This window comes from Chromohalobacter nigrandesensis (genome assembly GCF_023061285.1).
GTDB lineage: Bacteria > Pseudomonadota > Gammaproteobacteria > Pseudomonadales > Halomonadaceae > Chromohalobacter > Chromohalobacter nigrandesensis.
Genome location: NZ_JAKGAM010000004.1, coordinates 176,292 through 193,148, shown reverse-complemented (window position 1 = coordinate 193,148; position 16,857 = coordinate 176,292). Strand labels below are relative to the sequence as shown.

20 protein-coding genes are annotated in these 16,857 nt (G+C 60.4%); 16 read left to right on the top strand and 4 right to left on the bottom strand.

Going from position 1 to position 16,857, the window contains the following annotated elements; translation table 11 throughout:
- Positions 1–3 precede the first annotated feature (3 nt).
- From L1073_RS07765 to L1073_RS07745, 6 genes are read left to right on the top strand one after another with little or no spacing between them, the layout of a single operon-like run.
- Positions 4–300, top strand: a complete 297-nt coding sequence (locus L1073_RS07765) for a hypothetical protein (protein ID WP_246898175.1) — start codon at positions 4–6, stop codon at positions 298–300.
- Positions 297–929, top strand: coding sequence for a hypothetical protein (locus tag L1073_RS07760; protein ID WP_246898174.1), 633 nt, complete (start codon positions 297–299; stop codon positions 927–929). The genes L1073_RS07765 and L1073_RS07760 overlap by 4 nt, the downstream gene beginning before the upstream one ends.
- Entirely contained in the window at positions 926–1,207 is a 282-nt protein-coding gene (locus tag L1073_RS07755; RefSeq protein ID WP_246898172.1) for a hypothetical protein, read from the top strand. Before L1073_RS07760 ends, L1073_RS07755 begins: the two co-directional genes overlap by 4 nt.
- On the top strand, positions 1,204–1,326 hold the full coding sequence (locus tag L1073_RS17215; protein WP_281506020.1) for a hypothetical protein: 123 nt from the start codon (positions 1,204–1,206) through the stop codon (positions 1,324–1,326). Before L1073_RS07755 ends, L1073_RS17215 begins: the two co-directional genes overlap by 4 nt.
- Entirely contained in the window at positions 1,323–1,469 is a 147-nt protein-coding gene (locus L1073_RS07750; RefSeq protein ID WP_246898170.1) for a hypothetical protein, read from the top strand. Before L1073_RS17215 ends, L1073_RS07750 begins: the two co-directional genes overlap by 4 nt.
- Positions 1,462–1,599, top strand: coding sequence for a hypothetical protein (locus L1073_RS07745; protein ID WP_246898168.1), 138 nt, complete (start codon positions 1,462–1,464; stop codon positions 1,597–1,599). The genes L1073_RS07750 and L1073_RS07745 overlap by 8 nt, the downstream gene beginning before the upstream one ends.
- Here L1073_RS07745 and L1073_RS07740 read toward each other — a convergent pair.
- On the bottom strand, positions 1,591–1,956 hold the full coding sequence (locus tag L1073_RS07740; RefSeq protein ID WP_246898166.1) for a hypothetical protein: 366 nt from the start codon (positions 1,954–1,956) through the stop codon (positions 1,591–1,593). The genes L1073_RS07745 and L1073_RS07740 overlap by 9 nt on opposite strands.
- A 351-nt stretch (positions 1,957–2,307) precedes the next feature.
- Here L1073_RS07740 and L1073_RS07735 point away from each other — a divergent pair, with 351 nt between their 5' ends.
- The 6 genes from L1073_RS07735 (at position 2,308) to yidD (ending at position 6,989) form a co-directional block, all read left to right on the top strand.
- On the top strand, positions 2,308–3,141 hold the full coding sequence (locus tag L1073_RS07735; protein ID WP_246898164.1) for an ATP-dependent zinc protease family protein: 834 nt from the start codon (positions 2,308–2,310) through the stop codon (positions 3,139–3,141).
- An 81-nt stretch (positions 3,142–3,222) separates the two neighbouring features.
- Positions 3,223–4,731: an inactive transglutaminase family protein gene (locus tag L1073_RS07730; RefSeq protein WP_246898162.1), complete on the top strand. Its 1,509-nt coding sequence runs from the start codon at positions 3,223–3,225 to the stop codon at positions 4,729–4,731.
- Between the two features lies 1 nt (position 4,732).
- Positions 4,733–5,695, top strand: coding sequence for an alpha-L-glutamate ligase-like protein (locus L1073_RS07725; RefSeq protein WP_246898160.1), 963 nt, complete (start codon positions 4,733–4,735; stop codon positions 5,693–5,695).
- Positions 5,696–5,780: 85 nt separating this feature from the next.
- Complete coding sequence (locus L1073_RS07720; protein WP_246898158.1) at positions 5,781–6,230, top strand: transcriptional repressor; 450 nt, start codon at positions 5,781–5,783, stop codon at positions 6,228–6,230.
- Positions 6,231–6,258: 28 nt separating this feature from the next.
- Positions 6,259–6,699, top strand: a complete 441-nt coding sequence (hisI, locus tag L1073_RS07715; RefSeq protein ID WP_246898156.1) for a phosphoribosyl-AMP cyclohydrolase — start codon at positions 6,259–6,261, stop codon at positions 6,697–6,699.
- A 2-nt stretch (positions 6,700–6,701) separates the two neighbouring features.
- The gene (gene yidD, locus L1073_RS07710) at positions 6,702–6,989 is read left to right on the top strand and encodes a membrane protein insertion efficiency factor YidD (RefSeq protein WP_246898154.1); all 288 of its coding nucleotides are present in this window, start codon (positions 6,702–6,704) and stop codon (positions 6,987–6,989) included.
- 39 nt (positions 6,990–7,028) lie between these two features.
- Here the strand turns inward: yidD and L1073_RS07705 are convergent, their stop codons facing one another.
- Positions 7,029–7,439: a SufE family protein gene (locus tag L1073_RS07705; protein WP_246898152.1), complete on the bottom strand. Its 411-nt coding sequence runs from the start codon at positions 7,437–7,439 to the stop codon at positions 7,029–7,031.
- Between the two features lie 27 nt (positions 7,440–7,466).
- Positions 7,467–8,699 carry a tyrosine-type recombinase/integrase gene (locus L1073_RS07700; RefSeq protein WP_246898151.1) on the bottom strand — a complete coding sequence of 411 codons (1,233 nt, stop codon included), beginning with the start codon at positions 8,697–8,699 and terminating at the stop codon, positions 7,467–7,469.
- Positions 8,700–8,911: 212 nt separating this feature from the next.
- Here L1073_RS07700 and L1073_RS07695 point away from each other — a divergent pair, with 212 nt between their 5' ends.
- Positions 8,912–9,877: a DNA-binding protein gene (locus L1073_RS07695; protein WP_246898149.1), complete on the top strand. Its 966-nt coding sequence runs from the start codon at positions 8,912–8,914 to the stop codon at positions 9,875–9,877.
- 118 nt (positions 9,878–9,995) lie between these two features.
- Here the strand turns inward: L1073_RS07695 and nfuA are convergent, their stop codons facing one another.
- Positions 9,996–10,586: a Fe-S biogenesis protein NfuA gene (gene nfuA, locus L1073_RS07690; RefSeq protein WP_246898147.1), complete on the bottom strand. Its 591-nt coding sequence runs from the start codon at positions 10,584–10,586 to the stop codon at positions 9,996–9,998.
- 215 nt (positions 10,587–10,801) lie between these two features.
- Here nfuA and metH point away from each other — a divergent pair, with 215 nt between their 5' ends.
- The 3 genes from metH (at position 10,802) to L1073_RS07675 (ending at position 16,815) form a co-directional block, all read left to right on the top strand.
- A complete protein-coding gene (metH, locus tag L1073_RS07685) occupies positions 10,802–14,539 on the top strand; it encodes a methionine synthase (protein ID WP_246898145.1) in 3,738 nt (1,245 codons plus the stop codon).
- Between the two features lie 133 nt (positions 14,540–14,672).
- On the top strand, positions 14,673–16,325 hold the full coding sequence (locus L1073_RS07680; protein ID WP_246898143.1) for a nitrite/sulfite reductase: 1,653 nt from the start codon (positions 14,673–14,675) through the stop codon (positions 16,323–16,325).
- On the top strand, positions 16,318–16,815 hold the full coding sequence (locus L1073_RS07675; RefSeq protein ID WP_246898142.1) for a DUF934 domain-containing protein: 498 nt from the start codon (positions 16,318–16,320) through the stop codon (positions 16,813–16,815). Before L1073_RS07680 ends, L1073_RS07675 begins: the two co-directional genes overlap by 8 nt.
- The last annotated feature ends 42 nt before the right edge of the window (positions 16,816–16,857 follow it).

The following is a 16,857-nucleotide window of genomic DNA, read 5'->3' as shown; positions in this document are numbered from 1 at the left end:
ACTATGACACCGACACGCCAAATCATCGCAGAGGCCGGGCTGGCCTTCGTCGACCTGATGAACAGTTATCCCGTGGATACCAGCGCACTCCCCGACGATGTGGCCTTCGTCGGAGTCGAGGGCGATTACCGCTGGCTCGAGCGCCAGCCGTTCGCCGGGCGCGAACTCCTGATCGACGACGAAACGAGCGACGCCATCGACGCCATTTTCGCCGACGCCGACGCCCAGCATCAGGCCCGGCTCGACGCCGAGGCAGCGGCGGCAGACGACACCACCACGGACGCCACGGGGGCCGCGTGATGCGACGCCTCGCGGCGGTGCTGATGCTCGGCGGCGTGGGCTGGTATCTCGTTACGCCACGCCAGCCCCTGCCGTCCAGCAACAACACCAGCGGCGGCACCACCACCGGGGGGCTCGGGGAATCCGGCATTCCCTGGGCGCCCGATTATGACACCACACCCCAGCCGGACACCGACACCGAGAGCGGCGGGGTACTCGACTGGTTAGGAGGTTTTGACGTGACGACATGGGAGCCACGCGGCATCCGCAACAACAATCCCGGCAATATCGAGGACACCGGCACCAACTGGCAGGGACTCGACAGCCCGCGCAACGATGGCCGGTTTCTGCGCTTCGTGGAGCCGGTCTACGGCATCCGCGCGCTCGCCCGCGTGCTCGATACCTACTACCGCAAACACGGCATCAACACCGTGCGCGGCGTCATCAATCGCTGGGCACCCAGCACCGAGAACGACACCAGTAGCTATATCGAACACGTCGCCGAGGAGGTCGGCGCGTCGCCCGATGCGCCGCTCGACATTACCAAGCCCGCCGTGCGCGTCCCGCTGATCGCCGCGATCATCGAGCACGAAAACGGTCAGCAGCCCTACGCCACGGCACTGATTAAACGCGGGGTCAAAATGGCATGAGCATCGCAAGCACACTCAAGAACGCCAGCACCCTAGGCCAGCTCGCCATGATCGGCGGCGCGGCCTATGTAGGATACCGCCTCTATAAAGGGGTGCGGGGCATGCCCAGCGTCACCGAAACGGCCAACAAGGCATGGTGGAAGACCTCATTCGGCGACCTGACCGAAGGCACCATCAAGCTAAGCACCTGGGGCGATAGCTGGGAGTATGACGGCCCCAGCATGACGCCGGACGAAGTACAAAATCGCTTTGATAACGGAGGATTCTCGACGCTATGAAACTCAACGACAGCCAGAAAAAGGGCGCGGGAATTGCGCTTTCGGGGATCCTGGGCATCTTTACCGGGCAATTCCTGCCGCCTGACGTGTTCACCTCACTGATCGGGGCGTTTGTATGACGGACGGCACACTGATCGAGGCCATCAATGCCGGGGGCAATCTCGGCATTCTCGCCATGGGGCTGTATATGATGCGGCTCACGACGCGCGTCAGTCGCCTCGAAATCGCCCAGGAGTTACGACAGGAAATGAAAAATGGCTAGCAAGAAAGACGCGCTCAACGCCTGCGGACGGCTCAAAAAGGGGTTCAAGTTTCGCAAGGGCGGCAAGATCGTCAACACCAAAGGCAAAGGGCGCCGCGCCAAGCGCGGCACCCAAGGGCGGTTATTCTGACGAACGCCGCCACCATGCCCGCGCCGCACGCCGCTGGCGCGGCTGGATATCCGGCGCGAACGACGCCGGTCCCCATTCGCGTCCCCACGGGTCGATGAGGACCGCATAAGGCCGGTAACGCGGCGTCGGCCCGCGTCGCACCTCAAACCTAAACCCGTGCCATTCTGGCATGGGTACCACCTGACCGCTCAGGATCGCCAGCAGCGCCGCGCGCTCGCGGCTGATCGTCTGCGCACCGCGCGCCCAACGCTCGGCGGTTTTGGGATGCACGCCCAGGATGCGAACGGCCTCATCGACGGACACCGACACCGCGCCGAACATGGTATCGAGGTCGATCATCTTAGATTGATTTTTCATATTGATAGGTTTCCCGCGTATAAAAACGTTATAAACGCCGGGCGCAATGCCCAGCGGCGGGAAAACGTAAAGACGCGCGGAAAAGACGTAACAAAGAGATGACGAAAATCACCAAAATAAACATCAAAGGTGGGACGCCATTGAGTGACAAAGATAAGGCCCTGAGTTCGCATAATATATATTATGTTAAATACCATGTTTTATCTTGTGTCAGTAATGGACATCCCTGCAACCAACTCCGTATGATCAAGCGCGATTTTGTTCTGGCGTCTGATATTCTGGCGTCTGAGTTCTACGCCCTCTCGTTTCGTTTCAATGCGTTGCCAAGATGGCCCGCGACAGGAAGATGCTATGCACTCCCGCTCGTTATTTCTTTCCGCTTTGTGCCTTGGTGTGCTGACGCTCGCAGGTTGCGTCTCACCGCAAGTGACCCAGCCCGCCGACGACTTGACCGAGACGGCTTTCAACCAACGTCTCGAGAGCCTAGAAAACAACCTGGCGCTACGCTGCTCGACTCAAACCGAGCTGTTACGTGTTCAAGCCGAACGCGCACAACGCATCGGTGACAATGTACGGGCTAATGGCAAGCTGCTGCGGCACTTACGCGCCGATGTCGAGAATATCGGTCAAGAACCACGCGTGGTGACCACGTGTCCCGTCGAGCGCAGCGATACTGCCAGCAAGGAAATGCTGGGGCGCAACGAATGGGTCGGCTTTCCCACGGTTGGCACCTATCTCAAGGCTCGTGTAGATTCCGGTGCCAATACCTCCTCGCTCTCGGCGCATGACGTGACGGAGTTCGAACGCGATGGCGAAAGCTGGGTGCGTTTCAAGCTGGCACTCGAAGATGATGAGCCAGCCGTCGACGGTATGCGTGACGACGTGATCGAGGCGCCGGTGACACGTCGCGTCAAGATCATTCAGGCATCAGGTACCGATAGCCGCCCCGTGATCAGTTTGCTGATGACCCTGGGGCCCCTCAAGCAACGCGTCGAGTTCACGCTCAACGACCGCTCGCATCTCGATTATCCCGTCTTGTTGGGCCGGCGCTTCCTCATGGACATTGCGCTGATCGACGTCAGCCAGGCCTACATTCATCCGCGGCCGGAATATCCCGGTGGCGAGAGCGCGGCAGAAGCGGCAAAGGATCAGCAGGACAACGATAGCGAGGAAGAAACTCGCTGAGCCGGCGCCCTTCCATGGCGCATCTCGATAACCTTAGTGGACGGCGTCACGGCGACGCCGCCTTGTCGACAAGGATAATGCATGTCTCGAGTGCCCTTTTACCTGTTGGTCGGCGCCTTGCTGCTCATCGGTATCGTATTGACCATCTTCCGGCATTTTAACTACGAAGTTCCCTTCATGCCGGGCGAGCAACGGCAGATATGGGAAGTCGAGGCACAGGTCAATTTCGATGCCGATAACGGCCCCGTCAGAGTCGATCTTGCCCTTCCCTCCAATCAGCCAGGCTTCCGCCTGCTGACGGAAAACACCGCTTCCTCGGGATTCGGTCTGTCGTATCTGCGTGACGACAAGGCACGCCATGCGCAGTGGGCCATCCGTCAAGCCAATGGGCCTCAGCAGCTTTATTACTCGGCTCAACTTCTGGTAACCGATGGCGAAGAAGAGTTTCTGGCCGAGCCCCCGGCATTGCAACGCGATATAGGCTGGGAGCGGCCCTATGACACGGCTGCCCGAGAAGTCATCGATCAAGCACATGAACGCTCGGCGGATGCCTTCACATTCACGCGCGAGTTGATCAAGGAATTCACCGATCAACGCCAGGGAGAAAACGCCCGACTCCTGCTCTCTCAATACGAGCGCCCTGTATTGCTGACGCGCTTGCTCAATCAAGCCGACGTTCATGCCCGGATCGTCAATGGCTTAACGTTGGAAGACGGCCGTCGTCGACAGTCGCTGACCCCGTGGCTGCAAGTATTCGAAAACGACGAGTGGGTGCTGATCAACCCTCGCACGGGACAGCAAGGCAAACCCGACAACCTCCTGTTGTGGGAGCGTAATGGCAATGCCGTGCTCGAAGTCCAGGGCGGCAGCGACTCTCGCGTGAGTTTCTCGATGCTGCGCCATAACGAGCCGGCATCGGTCGCGGTGCGCAATCAGTTTACCGACGACACCCTACTTAACTTCTCCATTCACAGCTTGCCCATCGAGGAACAGGCACTCTTCAAGACGATCCTGTTGATTCCCATCGGGGCGCTGGTGGTCGTGCTGCTGCGTGTTCTCGTAGGACTCGAGACTTCCGGCACCTTCATGCCGGTATTGATCGCCCTGGCCTTTATCCAGACGACCTTGATTACCGGTTTAATCGGTTTTCTGCTCGTCGTTGCCGTAGGCCTGGTGATTCGCAGCTATCTATCAAGGCTCAATCTATTACTGGTGGCGCGAGTGTCGGCGGTGATCATCACGGTCATCGCCATCATTTCGTTATTCTCGGTCATGGCGTATCGCTTCGGTCTTAATGCAGGACTGACCATCACCTTCTTCCCGATGATCATTCTTTCGTGGACCATCGAACGGATGTCGATCCTGTGGGAGGAAGAAGGCCCCAAGGAAGTCCTCAAGCAAGGCTTCGGCAGCCTGCTGACCGCTGTATTGGCCTACCTGGCCATGAACAACCCCTGGGTGCGCCACATCACCTTCAACTTCCTGGGTGTGCAGTTGATTCTCATGGCCATGATTTTGTTGCTGGGGAATTATACCGGGTATCGTTTGCTGGAATTGCGACGCTTCCAGCCCTTGGCGAAGGATGACTGACATGTGGGCGACTCCAGCCAAGTTGCAGGCCAAGGGCGTCATCGGCATGAATCGCCGCAACATACGCTACATCGGCCGCTATAACGATCGTCGGCTCTACCCCCTGGTCGATGACAAGCTGCAGACCAAGCTTCTGGCCAAGCGCCACGGCATCACCACGCCGGACTTGATCGGCACCGTGAGCACGCAGTTCGATGTAAAGCGCGTCGTCGAGATGGTGAAAGACGCGCCCGGTTTCGTCATCAAGCCCGCCAAAGGCAGTGGCGGCAAGGGCATTCTCGTCGTCGAGCGCCAACAGGATGGTGGTTACATCAAGCCCAGTGGCACCCGTATCGAGCGCGTGGACCTGGAACGACACGTCTCCAATATTCTGTCCGGTCTTTATTCGCTGGGCGGCACACCCGATGTCGCCGTGATCGAGTCATTGATCGCCTTCGACGAAGTCTTTGCCGCGTACACCTACGAAGGCGTGCCCGATATCCGCGTCATCATCTTCCGCGGATATCCGGTCATGGCGATGATGCGCCTTTCCACGGCGGCATCGGATGGCAAGGCCAACCTGCACCAGGGCGCGGTTGGCGTGGGACTCGACATCACCACGGGGGCGGCCTTGCGAGGCGTGCAGTTCAATCGCCCCCGCGAAGACCATCCCGACACCGGCCACGGCCTGGCTTCACTGTACGTTCCAGGCTGGGATGCCCTACTCCATCTGGCCGCCAGTTGCTATGAAATGACCGGGCTCGGTTATCTGGGTACCGATATGGTGCTCGACCGCCATCATGGCCCGATGCTGCTCGAGCTCAATGCGCGCCCGGGGCTGGCCATTCAGATGGCCAATGGCGAAGGGCTAAGACGGCGCCTGGATCTGATCGAGAAGCAGGCCGAGACACGTTCGGTCGAGGCACGTGTCGCCTTCGCGCAGCAACATTTCGCACGCGAGGGAGAACTGGCCAGTTCTGCATGATCGAGCGCGGGAGCCGGAGCGCGTCTGGCCCCGTCCGGGGCAACGGCGTAGAATGCTCCGCACTACCGAGAACGATGGTGTTGCGATGCTCGACCCCCATGCACTACTGACTCAGGCGGAACGCCAGTGCCAAAAGCACGGTGCGCGCTTCACCCCGATACGGCGACGTGTCCTGGAAATGATCGCCACCTCGCCTGGCGGCCTCAAGGCCTATGACCTGCTCGACCGTCTTGCCACAGAGCATGCCTCGGCGCGCCCTCCAACCATTTATCGCGCGCTGGAGTTTCTCATCGAGCAAGGCCTGGTGCATCGCATCGAGTCGCTCAATGCCTATGTCGCCTGTCCCTGCCCCGAGCACGTACATGGCTTTCAGTTACTGATATGCCGTTCGTGCGGGCGTGTAGACGAATTGCACCTCGACGACGTCAACGAGCAACTGACCCAGATAGCCCGTCAACAAGGCTACCGGATCGAGCGCCAAACTATCGAACTGCTGGGCTTGTGTGCATCGTGCACCGAGCAAGTATCCGCTTAACTCATCCATGCCAAAGCGACGACATGCCATGACCGATCTCTACAAGCAACTCGAGCCGGCCGCGCAAGGCAGGCACGAATCGACGAGCGCCCTGCTCGACGCCGCGCGCTGGAACGATGACGGGCTGATTCCCGCCATTGCGCAGCAGCATGAGAGCGGCGAGGTGTTGATGATGGCGTGGATGAACCGGGCCGCGCTGGAGGAAACGCTGGCGACCGGGCGTGTCTGCTACTGGTCCCGCTCGCGTGGCAAGCCGTGGCGCAAGGGCGAATCCTCCGGGCAGGTTCAACGTCTAGTGGCGGCACATCTCGACTGCGACGGCGATACTCTGCTGCTGAGCGTCGATCAGCAAGGCCCTGCGTGCCACACCGGGCGGCGCAGTTGCTTCTACATCGCGCTGGGCCAGGAAACGGCGGAAATCGACAGCGCCCCGCTGATCGATCCCGCCGAGCTCTACGACCAGCGTTAGCCATGCGTCGCCTTCTCGGCAAGTGCCTTTCGGGCCTCATGATCGGGCTGCTACGCGGCTATCAATACGTTATCAGCCCTTTGCTCGGCCCGCGCTGCCGCTTCTGGCCCAGCTGCTCGCAATATGCAGTGGAGGCCATCCAGATCCATGGCCCGCTGAAAGGCAGTTGGCTGGCGCTCAAGCGGATTCTGAAATGTCATCCCGGTCATCCCGGCGGCGTCGACCCCGTGCCGCCCGGACCAGGCGACTGTGGCTCTTGCGCCGACCACGAGCGTTCCGATACACACTGACGGCCCTCCACTTTTCCAGCAACTCACCCTTCAGCCAAGCTAGGCGGCTTGCTTGGCCACCGTATAGATACGATCGAGCATGGCATGCAGCCCATTGCTGCGTGTCGGCGACAAATGCTTGTCGAGGCCAAGCTCGCCCAGGAAGTCCGGCGGCGTCGCCTGAATCTCACTGGGGGGCCGGTCGTTGTAGATCCGCAGCAGTACGGCGATCAACCCCGAAACGATGGCGGCGTCGGAGGTTGCATCGAAATGCAGCCGGCCATCCTCCAGGCGGTCGTGAATCCAGACATTGGACTGACATCCCTGAATCTTGGTGTCGTCGCTTTTCAACGACTCAGGGAATGCCGGCAACTGCTTGCCCATGTCGATGATGTACTGGTAGCGATCCATCCAGTTATCGAATATGGCGAACTCATCTGCCAGTTCGGCTTGTGCTTCGCGTGCTGTCATGCGCCCTCCTCGCAAATCGATCACCCATTATAACGTGCCATCATCATGCGTGTCGGCGTCCGTGAGCCGGTGATGTGCCAATTGACGATGCCACTCTTCAGCCTCGGCGTGCAGGTAGCGCGCGGTGGTATCCAGGCGCGCATGGCGGGCGGTATGCGCCAGATAGCGCAACTCCACGCCGGCCTGCGCCTGATGGGTCAAGGCAGTGTGGCGCAGCCAGTGGGGAGTAGCCTTTTGTAGCGGCGCGCGCGTGGGCTCAGGCAGGTCGTCAAGAGCTTGGTACCCCGCCCGAAATGTCTCGCGAATCAGCCGATAGAGCTGGTTATCCCCTACCCCGCGCCGGCCATCCAGTGCGCGCAGCAACGGCGTGGTGTCGTCGGGTTCAGGCTGCGGTGACACGCCCAGCGTCATTCGCCACTCCGCGAGCAGCGTCATCATGTCCGGTGGCACCGGTACCTCGGCAAGCTTGTCGCCCTTCCCCACGACCCGCCACCACCAGCGCCCTTCGCGCTGGATGAAGTCGCCCATGCGCGCCTGAGCCACTTCACCGAGTCGCGGTGCCAGCAGGTAAGCAAAGCCGAACAAGAAACGCCGCCGTGCCCAACGATAATAGGCGCCGTCACCGGCCTGCGGTGACGGCGGCGTTTGCAACCACGCCCAGAAGCGCTGCCATAGCGCTCGCTCGAGATAACGCTCGATACGTTCGCTGCGATTGTCCATGCGCCGACGTTTGTCGCGCATCAGCCGAAACGGATTGTGCTCGAGCCATCCCGCCTCGACTAGCCAGGCGAACATGCCTTGCAGAATGACCAAAGACTGACGTCGACTGGCCGCCGATAATGGCTGCCGGAATGGCCGCCAATTCAAATCGGCACGTGGACGCGACGGCCCTACCCAGCGTGATGCCGGTTGCGGGTCGGCCAGGAATCGTTCGTAAGCATCCAGTGTGTCACGGCGTATGTCTCCCAACCCTTCGCCACGCCGCTGAAGCCACAACAGCAAGCGCTCGGCTTCCTTGCGATAGGCGCGCCATGTCTGGGGGCTCGACTCGAATTCGCGCAACCAGAGTGCGATGGCGTCCACATCGGTACGCGCCGAGATATGTGCACTACGCCTCGCGCGCTGGCCCTCGATCTCGCTCCCAACCTCTCTCGGCGTCGCTTCTGGCGGCGCCGAGGCGATACCGGTTTCGAGGGCGATGATCGCCTCGAGTCGTCCTTCCTGCTGTTCTTTCGGCTTCTGCCCTCGCTCGTCCTGCATGACGCCTGGTGCCTTCTGTGTCTTTATTGCCGCGAGTCTCCGATATTACGTCCAATAATTCAAGATAATGCGCGTAATCTTGAATTTATTGGAAATTTCATAATGTATTTTACGTATTACGTTTAATGTAATATTGGCCAATTGCGGGTAACGAGGTATGCTGTGAAGAGTAATCCAACGCCCTGTATGGCGCCCGGTACAGAGGACTCGACATGGCCCGCAACGGCATTCAATACGAGGACGTGCAGCGCGCGATCGATACGCTGCTACGTCAAAACGACGCGCCCACCGTCCAGAAGATTCGCGACATCCTGGGCACGGGAAGCTTCACGACCATCAGCGATCACTTGCGGGAATGGCGATTGCGGCGGGAGCGGAACCGCGATGTCACGGCGAGCGATACCCCGCCGGAGGCGCTGCAGGCATGGATGACGGATCTCTGGGAAAAGGCCCAGGCGCTGGCGGCGGAGTCGCTGGCACATTATCGCCAGGAGGCCGATCAGCGTGTCGAAGAGGCGCAAACCGAGGCCCAATCCGCCGCGCGCAAGGCCGCAGACGCCGAGGAGCGCCTGGCAGCGTTGAATACGCATTTCGAGCAGGCCCAGGCACGGCTGGAAGAAAAGACGATGCAACTGGCCAACGCGCAAAGCGAGCTGCAAGCGGCCCATCAGCAGGAAACCCAGCAGGCACGGCGCGTGCAGCAGCTCGACGAGGAATGCCAGAAACATCAGCGCCACCTGGAAACCGCTCGCAGCGAGCACCGCGATGCCATGACAGAGCTCTCACGTGAGCATCAAACGCAGCTACAACAGGAAGAACAGCGCCACGAAGCGGCGGAAGCACGCTTGATGGGGCTTCTCGATGACGCGCGTCAGGAACGCCAGAATATCGAGAAGCAGGCCCAGAAACACGCTGCGTCGCTGGAACAGAAATTCGAGCGTGTGCAGACAGAGCTCGCTGAGCAACGTCGCCACTACACGGCACTGGAAGAAAAAGCGCGCAGCGAAACTACGCAACGGCAGGCATTGGAAAACAAATTGCGGGAAAGTCAGGGCCAGCTACAGCAGATACAAAGCGACAACCGGCGGGCGGAGCGCGAGCTCGAGCAGCAGCACGCCATCAATCGGGAGCTGCGCGAAAAACTGGCACGCCTACCACTGCCGCCCTTCGTCGTCTAATCCGAAACGCGGATGCTTCTCGGGCGGCAACCTTCGAAATAACGAAAGCCCGCACATGGCGGGCTTTCGAGGCTGGTTCAGAGCTGTTGCAACCAAGAGTGGTCGCGGCTAGCGTCGATCAGCGATAATAGGCGTTGGTATCATCGGTATGGTCGGTGACGTCACGGATACCGACCAGTTCGGGAATGCGCTCGACCAGCGTCTTCTCGACCCCGTCTTTAAGGGTTATATCGACCGCAGCGCACCCTTGGCAACCGCCGCCGAACTGCAGCACGGCGAAGTTTTCCTCGGTCAACTGTATCAGACGAACTTCACCCCCATGCGCCGCCAGGCCGGGATTGATTTCGCTGTAAAGAATGTAATTGACACGATCCTCAAGCGGGCTGTCGGCGTTGACCTGCGGCATCTTGGCATTGGGCGCCTTGATGGTCAGCTGGCCGCCCATGCGGTCCGCATTGAAGTCAACCACTGCCTCTTCGAGAAACGCGATGCTGTTCTTCTCGAGATATACCGTGATCTTGTCCAGGTCGAGCCTTTCGTCGCTCGGCTCTTCCTCACCCGGCCGGCAGTAAGCCAGACAGGTCTCGGCGTATGGCGTCCCCGGCTGGGTGATGAAGATGCGCACCGCGATGCCTTCGACGTTCTGCTTGGCCAACAGCTCGGCAAGATATTCCTGAGCGTTGTCGGTGATTTGGATGGGCTGGCTCATAACACGTTACTCTCTACCTGAGATGTTGCCTTCATGGTATGAAAAAGTGTCGCCCGACACAATCCCGAGTATTTTGCTGGGTCTTGGCGACTGCCCACATTGCGGCGCTTCTGGTACCATCCCCGGTTCTTATACCGCCTGCGTGACATTGGCCTCGAGTCTGTCTCGCTGACGTTCGTTCTATCGCTCGGATCCCGCTGGAGAAATACGCTGACATGCCTGCCGCCACTGCTTCGTCATTAACACTCGCCGCTTCGTTCTCGTCGCTCCATGAACAGCTGGCACGGCGCATCATGATCCTCGATGGTGGCATGGGCACCATGCTGCAGGGCTACGAGCTGGATGAAGACGACTTCCGGGGACAGCGCTTCGCTGACTGGCCGAGCGATCTCAAGGGCAACAATGACTTGTTGGTGCTGACCCGGCCCGATGTGGTACGCGACATTCATCGCGCCTATCTCGAAGCCGGCGCGGATATCGTCGAGACCAACACCTTCAACAGCACCCAATTGTCGCAATCCGATTACGGCATGCAGGCCCTGGTGCCGGAGATCAACCGCGAAGCGGCGCGCCTGGCCAAGGATGTCTGCGAGGCGATGGGATCGGAAACCGGCGTGCCCCGCTATGTCGCCGGCGTGCTGGGGCCAACCTCGCGCACGGCGTCACTCTCACCGGATGTCAACGACCCTGCCAAGCGCAATGTCACGTTCGATCAGTTGTTCGACAACTACTACGAGGCGGCCGACGCCCTGATCGACGGCGGTGTCGACCTGTTCATGATCGAGACCATCTTCGACACGCTCAACGCCAAGGCCGCCATCTATGCGCTCGAAACGCTGTTCGAGGCGCGCGGCGAACGTTGGCCGGTGATGATCTCGGGCACTATCACCGACGCCTCGGGGCGCACGCTTTCCGGACAGACCACCGAAGCGTTCTGGAACTCGATCCGCCATGCTCAACCGCTGTCCGTGGGGCTCAACTGCGCCCTCGGCGCGGCGGAACTGCGGCCCTATCTCGAAGAACTCTCCCACAAGGCCGATACCTTCGTTTCGGCGCACCCCAATGCGGGGCTGCCCAACGAGTTCGGTGAATACGATCAGACCGCCGATGAAATGGCAGCGATCGTGCGTGAATTCGCCGAAAGCGGCATGGTCAATATCATCGGCGGCTGTTGCGGTACCGCCCCGGAGCATATTGCCGCCATTCGCGAGGCGGTTCGCGAGCTGGCGCCCCGCCATGTCGTCGAGCGTCCCAAGGCCTGCCGTCTCGCAGGGTTGGAGCCGTTCAACATCGAAGCGGACTCGCTGTTCGTCAACGTCGGCGAGCGTACCAACGTCACTGGGTCGGCGCGCTTCAAGCGCTTGATCAAGGATGAGGACTACACCACCGCTCTCGAAGTGGCGCTGGAGCAGGTCGAGAACGGCGCCCAGGTCATCGACATCAACATGGACGAGGGCATGCTCGAGTCCCAGGACGCCATGGTGCGCTTCCTGAACCTGATCGCCTCGGAGCCGGATATCTCGCGCGTGCCGATCATGCTCGACTCCTCGAAGTGGGAGATCATCGAGGCGGGGCTCAAATGCGTCCAGGGCAAGTCGGTGGTCAACTCGATCTCGCTCAAGGAAGGCGAAGACGCCTTTCGTCACCAGGCCATGGCCTGCCGCCGCTACGGGGCTGCCATCGTGGTCATGGCCTTCGACGAAGAAGGCCAGGCGGACACCTTTCAGCGCAAGACGCAGATTTGCGAGCGCGCCTACCGCCTGCTGGTCGATGATATCGGCTTCCCGGCCGAAGACATCATCTTCGATCCCAACATCTTCGCCATTGCCACCGGCATCGAGGAGCACAACAACTACGCCGTCGACTTCATCGAAGCCTCGCAGTGGATTCGCAAGCATCTACCTCACGCCATGCTTTCCGGCGGCGTTTCCAACGTTTCGTTCTCGTTTCGCGGCAACAACGCGGTGCGTGAAGCGATCCACTCGGTATTCCTCTATCACGCCATCAAGGCCGGCCTGAGCATGGGCATCGTCAATGCCGGACAACTGGCGGTCTACGACGATCTCCCCGCCGAACTGCGCGAGGCCGTCGAGGACGTGGTGCTCAACCGGCGCGACGACGGCACGGAACGCCTGCTCGACATTGCCGACAAATACAAGGGCGACGGCAGTGGCGGCGAGAAGAAAGAAGACCTGGAATGGCGTAGCTGGGAAGTCGAGAAACGCATCGAGCATGCCCTGATCAAGGGCATTACCGCGTATATCGAGGACGACACCGAACTGGCCCGACAACGTGCCGAGCGCCCCATCGAGGTCATCGAAGGGCCGTTGATGGATGGCATGAATGTGGTCGGCGACCTGTTCGGCGATGGCAAGATGTTCCTGCCTCAGGTGGTCAAGTCGGCGCGGGTCATGAAACAGGCGGTCGCCTATCTCATCCCCTACATCGAAGCCGAGAAGAGCGCGGGCACACAGGCCAAGGGCAAGATCGTCATGGCCACGGTCAAGGGCGACGTGCATGACATCGGCAAGAACATCGTCGGCGTGGTCCTGCAGTGCAACAACTACGAGGTCATAGACCTCGGCGTGATGGTACCGGCGGAGAAGATCTTCGCCGCCGCGCGCGAGCATAACGCCGATATCATCGGTCTTTCCGGGCTGATCACACCGTCGCTGGACGAGATGGTCCACGTGGCCAAGGAAATGCAGCGCCAGAACTTCGATATCCCGTTGCTGATCGGCGGCGCCACGACCTCCAAGGCACATACGGCCGTCAAGATCGAACCCGGCTACGAGCACCCGGTGATCTATGTTGCCGATGCCTCCCGGGCCGTGGGCGTGGCCGGCAAGCTGCTCTCGCCAGGGCTCAAGGAAGCCTATGTCACCGAGATCCGCGAGGAATACGACAAGGTTCGCGAGCGCAATGCCAAGCGTCGCCCCAAGGCTGCCGACCTCACTTACAGTGAGGCGCGCGAACGCCGTCCCGCTCTTGATTGGGCCGATTACACGCCGCCCGAACCGACCTTCAGCGGGCTCAAGGTATTCGACGATTATCCTTTGGAAGAACTGGTCGAGCGCATCGACTGGACGCCCTTTTTCATGAGCTGGCAGTTGTCCGGCAAGTACCCCAAGATTCTTGAGGACAAGGTCGTCGGCGAGGCGGCCCGCAGCCTGTTCGCCGATGCCCAGACGATGCTTCACAAGCTGGTCGATGAACGCCACATAACGGCGCGCGGTGTGATCGGCATGTGGCCGGCCAACAGCATCGACGACGATAGCCTCGAGGTGTATGCCGATACTTCGCGCAGCGAGGTGATCGAGCGTCTGCAGCATATTCGCCAACAGACCACCAAGAACCGCGACGGCGTCTGCCAAAGCCTCGCCGACTTCATCGCGCCGCGTGACCTGGAAAACGGCGAGCCCAGCGGCAAGCAGGATTGGATCGGCGGTTTCGCGGTGACCACCGGGCACGGTGCGGACGAGCTAGCAAAGCAATACGAGGCGGCCGGCGACGATTACAACGCCATCATGGTCAAGGCCCTGGCCGATCGCCTTGCGGAAGCCTTCGCCGAACGCATGCACGAGCGTGTACGCAAGGAATTCTGGGGGTATGTGCCCAATGAAACCCTGGACAACGACGCGTTGATCGCCGAGAAGTACCAGGGCATTCGGCCTGCTCCCGGCTATCCCGCCTGCCCGGACCATACCGAGAAGGCCACGCTCTTCCGGCTGCTGGATGCCACCGCCAAGACCGGCATCGAGCTGACCGACAACTACGCCATGTGGCCTTCGGCGGCGGTCTCAGGCTGGTACTTCTCCCATCCGCACTCGAAATACTTTTCTACCGGCAAGATCGGACGCGATCAGGTCGAATCGCTGGCGGCGCGCAAGCAAATGCCATTGAAGGAGCTCGAACGTTGGTTGTCACCCGTTCTGTCCTACGATCCCGAATGAGAGATACCATCGAACGGCCTTTTTAATAACATAAATGCAATAAGCTATTATTATTTATTCTTTCAAAGAATATAGAAGGCAGGGTAAGGTGCCCTGCTACGGCAATCCATGTGACTAGCAGGACACCGCCTGTATGTATCGGTACGACACGTACGACCAAACGCTCGTCGACGAGCGCGTCGCCCAGTTCCGCGACCAGATGCGCCGCTATCTCGAAGGCAAGATCAGCGACGAAGAATTTCTGCCGCTGCGCGTGCAGAACGGCCTTTATGTGCAGCGCTATGCGCCGATGCTGCGTATTGCCATTCCTTACGGCATGCTGGCCTCCTATCAGCTGCGCAAGCTGGGGGAGATCGCGGCACGCTACGATCGCGGCTATGGTCATTTCACCACGCGCACCAATCTGCAGTTGAACTGGCCGAAACTCGAGGACGTGCCGGACATCCTGGCCGATCTGGCGAGCGTGCAAATGCATGCCATCCAGACCAGCGGCAACGATATCCGTAACACCACCACCGATCAGTTCTCCGGCATCGCCGGCGACGAGGACGTCGACCCGCGCCCTTGGTGTGAGTTGATTCGTCAGTGGTCGACCTTTCACCCCGAGTTCGCCTATCTGCCGCGCAAGTTCAAGATCGCCGTGACCGGTGCCGAGGAAGACCGCGCGGCCATCCAGGTGCACGACGTGGGCCTGCGCTTCTGGCGCAACGAGGACGGCGACGTGCGCGTCAAGGTACTTGTTGGCGGCGGTCTGGGGCGTACGCCGATGATCGGCGCCGTGATCTGTGACGACCTGCCGTGGCAACACCTGCTGACGTATCTCGAAGCGATCCTGCGCGTCTACAACCAATACGGCCGGCGCGACAACAAGTTCAAGGCGCGTATCAAGATTCTGGTCAAGGCACTGGGCATCGACGAGTTTCGACGCCGTACCGAGGCAGAATGGGCCCACCTCAAGGATGGCCCTCAGACGTTGACCGACGAGGCGATTTCCGCCGTGGCCGGCCACTTCGTCGAGCCGCCCCGTCGCGATGTCACCGAGGACGCCATTCAGGCCTACGAGCGCCTGCGCGGGGAAAACCGTACCTTCGCTCGCTTCGTGACCAACAACGTCACCGACCACAAGGTTCCCGGTTACAAGGCCGTGACGCTGTCGCTCAAGCGTCACGACCATTCACCCGGCGATGTGACCTCTGAAGACATGGCCGCCGTTGCAGATCTGGCCGACGAATTCAGTTATGGCGAGCTGCGCGTCACGCACGAGCAGAATCTAGTGCTGACCGATGTGCCGGTGGATCGCATGGAAGAACTCTGGCAACGCCTCGAGACGCTGGGCATGGCGAATCCTACCGTAGGCACCCTGGCCGATTTGATCTGCTGCCCAGGCGGCGATTACTGCTCGCTGGCCAATGCCAAGTCGATCCCCGTTGCCCAGGAAATCCAGCAGCGCTTCGAAGATCTGGACTTCCTCTATGATCTGGGGCCGCTGGAACTCAACATCTCCGGCTGCATGAATGCCTGCGGTCACCACCACGTGGGGCATATCGGTATTCTCGGCGTCGACAAGAAGGGCGAGGAGTATTACCAGATTTCACTGGGCGGCAGTCAGGGCAACGAGTCGTCACTGGGCAAAATTCTTGGTCCGTCTTTCTACCGAGAAGACGTGACCAACGTGATCGACAAGCTACTGAAGGTCTACGTCGGCGAACGCACGCCCGACGAGACGTTTCTCGATACCTATCGCCGCATCGGCCTGAAGCCTTTCAAGGAGCATGTCTATGCCTGAGCAGCCACGCACTCTGATCGCCAATCGCCGCGTTGAGGACGATGAATGGGTACTCTGCGAGGAAGATGCACCACGCCCCGAGAGCGGGCGGGTCATCGTCCCGTTGGTGGAGTGGCAGGAAGCGTCCGGCGACGACATCGCGCCGTTGCTTGCCAGCGATACCGAGCTTACGCCCGAGCTCGCCGAGCAGCTACTTGCCGCGCCGCTGATCGCCATCGACTTTCCCAGGTTCACCGATGGCCGTGGCTACAGCATTGCGCGTCAGCTTCGCGAGCGCCATGGGTATCGGGGACAGATTCGCGCGGTCGGCGACGTCCTGATCGATCAACTGTATTACATGTCGCGCTGCGGCTTCGATGCCTTCTTGCTGCGCGAGGATCAAGTCGTCGAAGATGCACTCAACGCTCTGGACACGTTCAGCCTCAGCTACCAGCCCGGCACCGACACGCCGGAGCCCCTGTTCAGACGGCGTATGCGCGAAAGCGCCTAACGCTGCCAGGCACTGGCCGACGCACGCTCAAACGAGAACGAC

What these genes read in the sequence shown, in the direction of transcription:
- L1073_RS07725 (WP_246898160.1), top strand. Translation starts at nt 4,733, where the DNA reads ATGTGGGCGACTCCAGCCAAGTTGCAGGCCAAGGGCGTCATCGGCATG.
- L1073_RS07755 (WP_246898172.1), top strand. Translation starts at nt 926, where the DNA reads ATGAGCATCGCAAGCACACTCAAGAACGCCAGCACCCTAGGCCAGCTC.
- L1073_RS07750 (WP_246898170.1), top strand. Translation starts at nt 1,323, where the DNA reads ATGACGGACGGCACACTGATCGAGGCCATCAATGCCGGGGGCAATCTC.
- L1073_RS07695 (WP_246898149.1), top strand. Translation starts at nt 8,912, where the DNA reads ATGGCCCGCAACGGCATTCAATACGAGGACGTGCAGCGCGCGATCGAT.
- hisI (WP_246898156.1), top strand. Translation starts at nt 6,259, where the DNA reads ATGACCGATCTCTACAAGCAACTCGAGCCGGCCGCGCAAGGCAGGCAC.
- L1073_RS07680 (WP_246898143.1), top strand. Translation starts at nt 14,673, where the DNA reads ATGTATCGGTACGACACGTACGACCAAACGCTCGTCGACGAGCGCGTC.
- L1073_RS17215 (WP_281506020.1), top strand. Translation starts at nt 1,204, where the DNA reads ATGAAACTCAACGACAGCCAGAAAAAGGGCGCGGGAATTGCGCTTTCG.
- L1073_RS07740 (WP_246898166.1), bottom strand. Translation starts at nt 1,956, where the DNA reads ATGAAAAATCAATCTAAGATGATCGACCTCGATACCATGTTCGGCGCG.
- L1073_RS07720 (WP_246898158.1), top strand. Translation starts at nt 5,781, where the DNA reads ATGCTCGACCCCCATGCACTACTGACTCAGGCGGAACGCCAGTGCCAA.
- nfuA (WP_246898147.1), bottom strand. Translation starts at nt 10,586, where the DNA reads ATGAGCCAGCCCATCCAAATCACCGACAACGCTCAGGAATATCTTGCC.
- L1073_RS07735 (WP_246898164.1), top strand. Translation starts at nt 2,308, where the DNA reads ATGCACTCCCGCTCGTTATTTCTTTCCGCTTTGTGCCTTGGTGTGCTG.
- metH (WP_246898145.1), top strand. Translation starts at nt 10,802, where the DNA reads ATGCCTGCCGCCACTGCTTCGTCATTAACACTCGCCGCTTCGTTCTCG.
- L1073_RS07765 (WP_246898175.1), top strand. Translation starts at nt 4, where the DNA reads ATGACACCGACACGCCAAATCATCGCAGAGGCCGGGCTGGCCTTCGTC.
- L1073_RS07730 (WP_246898162.1), top strand. Translation starts at nt 3,223, where the DNA reads ATGTCTCGAGTGCCCTTTTACCTGTTGGTCGGCGCCTTGCTGCTCATC.
- yidD (WP_246898154.1), top strand. Translation starts at nt 6,702, where the DNA reads ATGCGTCGCCTTCTCGGCAAGTGCCTTTCGGGCCTCATGATCGGGCTG.
- L1073_RS07700 (WP_246898151.1), bottom strand. Translation starts at nt 8,699, where the DNA reads ATGCAGGACGAGCGAGGGCAGAAGCCGAAAGAACAGCAGGAAGGACGA.
- L1073_RS07675 (WP_246898142.1), top strand. Translation starts at nt 16,318, where the DNA reads ATGCCTGAGCAGCCACGCACTCTGATCGCCAATCGCCGCGTTGAGGAC.
- L1073_RS07745 (WP_246898168.1), top strand. Translation starts at nt 1,462, where the DNA reads ATGGCTAGCAAGAAAGACGCGCTCAACGCCTGCGGACGGCTCAAAAAG.
- L1073_RS07705 (WP_246898152.1), bottom strand. Translation starts at nt 7,439, where the DNA reads ATGACAGCACGCGAAGCACAAGCCGAACTGGCAGATGAGTTCGCCATA.